The organism is uncultured Campylobacter sp. (assembly GCF_937949835.1).
In the GTDB taxonomy this organism is placed as follows: domain Bacteria; phylum Campylobacterota; class Campylobacteria; order Campylobacterales; family Campylobacteraceae; genus Campylobacter_B.
The window spans coordinates 1-1,803 of the sequence record NZ_CALEDC010000253.1 but is presented as its reverse complement, the minus strand read 5'-3'; the positions used below and the strand labels follow the sequence as shown (position 1 = coordinate 1,803).

Genomic DNA, 1,803 nt, shown 5'->3' with positions numbered 1-1,803 from the left:
GTAGATATAAGCGATAGAATGAAAAAGCTAAGGCGAGCGGGGGGATAGCCCCGCTTTCTAGCCGCACGAAATCCTCAAAACCTATTAAAATCCTTCAAATTTAGTCTAAAAATACCAAAGAGTGCGTTTTATGGGTAGATTACGCACCCGCACTTGCGCGAAAATTGCCTTAACTTTCAAAAGGAGAACGTTATGGCAATCACATCTACGGGCTTTCAAGCCCCGGCAACAAAAAGAGAAGGGTTAAAGCCCTCCGTCTACGATAGTATAATCCTAATCGGAGCGGACGATACCCCCGTCTTAAGTCTCATCGGAACTTCAAACGTTACGAACACGGAACATAGTTGGCTAACCGACAATATCGCGGCGCCTAAAAAGAACGCACAGCTTGAGATTAGCGATTTCGCCGATGATCGAAAATCGACTATTCAAAAAACGACCGACAGCGTGCAAATTTTCACTACCAATATAAGCGTATCTTACACAATGCAAAAGGTAGCTACCTATGGCGGAAAAGAGATGGAGCGCGAAACAGCCAAGCGCGCCAAAGAGCATAAGCGCGATATGGAATACGCTTTATTCGGCCTAGGTCGCGATACGGATACTAAAACATCCATATTCAAAGCTCCTACTCCGCGAACCGATACGGTCGCGGGCGAGATGGCGGGAATGTTTTATTACATTTCCAAAGGAGAGGCGGCATTTGCTAACGGCAGACGCGGCAACGTCCTTGCTTTCGATAGCAAGAACGACTGGACCGGCACGCCTACGGTTTTAACCGAAGACGCCTTAAACAAAATTTTGCAAAGCATTTGGGATGCGGGCGCGACGCCTAAAGACGTATTCATAGGCGCTAAACTCAAAAAGGCGATTAATGCTTTTGCTACCCGCCAATTCGGCAACGAAAAAAGCATCAATTCAAGCGTCGTAAGCCTTGATACCGACTTCGGAAAGGTAAATTTTAGGCTTCACCGATACTTGTCCGAGCAAAACAGGCTAGACGATGTGCTGATTGCGGGCGACTTTAGTTTTATGAAAAACGGGCTTTTGATCCCTACTATGATCGAGAACGTAACCACGAGCAAGACCGCAAAACAAAAGCGCTACTACACCGAGGCAGCGCTTGAGGTGCGAAATGCGGACGCTTTTGCAATCGGCGTAGGCTTAAAGGTGAAATAATGACGTCGAAATTCGCAAAAGAATTTCTAGCTCATAAGATCGTGGGCGGCAAAAAAATGCCGCCCGATGAGATATTGTCCGAAATGTTTTTAGAGGCTATGCTGTGGGTAGCTAACAAATGCACGCCTAGCGAATTATTGCGTAGCGTAGAGAGTGAACGAGTATATAGAAACGTCGCGAACGGCTTTTATATCACATATCCTGACAAGCCAAATTTCAGCAACGAAAAAGAGCACATCATGATCGATGAGAGCCTAACATACGCGGTAATCAACTACGTAGCGTTTATCATCAATCAGGACGCTTTTTATAGGGATTTGGCGCTTGAAATCATTTCGGATTATATCGCAAACGACGGCAAAGAAAGGACTTTCGATGACTGAGGAGGGATTTAATATAGCGCTTTTAAACGCCGAGGCAATATCGGACATCGATATTTTAGAGCTGTTGCGAGCTTTGGCGGTACGGCTAAAAACCCTTAATGCTCTCATCGCCGCAAGCATATTAAAGGGGTAAAAAATGGTATCGATTTATGAACTTAAACTAGGAGCTGAAAAGCTTGAAATTCTAAAAGCTCTAAGCGCGGAAATAGAAAAAGCGATCGCTTCTATCGGCAAAATTGAC

3 protein-coding genes are annotated in these 1,803 nt (G+C 45.1%); all 3 read left to right on the top strand.

Going from position 1 to position 1,803, the window contains the following annotated elements:
• Positions 1-192: 192 nt before the first annotated feature.
• Genes Q0256_RS05800 through Q0256_RS05790 form a run of 3 tightly spaced genes read left to right on the top strand, consistent with a single transcriptional unit; the run spans position 193 to position 1,695 of the window.
• A complete protein-coding gene (locus Q0256_RS05800) occupies positions 193-1,179 on the top strand; it encodes a DUF5309 family protein (protein WP_297961015.1) in 987 nt (328 codons plus the stop codon).
• A complete protein-coding gene (locus tag Q0256_RS05795) occupies positions 1,179-1,562 on the top strand; it encodes a hypothetical protein (protein WP_297961012.1) in 384 nt (127 codons plus the stop codon). Before Q0256_RS05800 ends, Q0256_RS05795 begins: the two co-directional genes overlap by 1 nt.
• Entirely contained in the window at positions 1,555-1,695 is a 141-nt protein-coding gene (locus Q0256_RS05790; RefSeq protein ID WP_297961009.1) for a hypothetical protein, read from the top strand. The genes Q0256_RS05795 and Q0256_RS05790 overlap by 8 nt, the downstream gene beginning before the upstream one ends.
• The last annotated feature ends 108 nt before the right edge of the window (positions 1,696-1,803 follow it).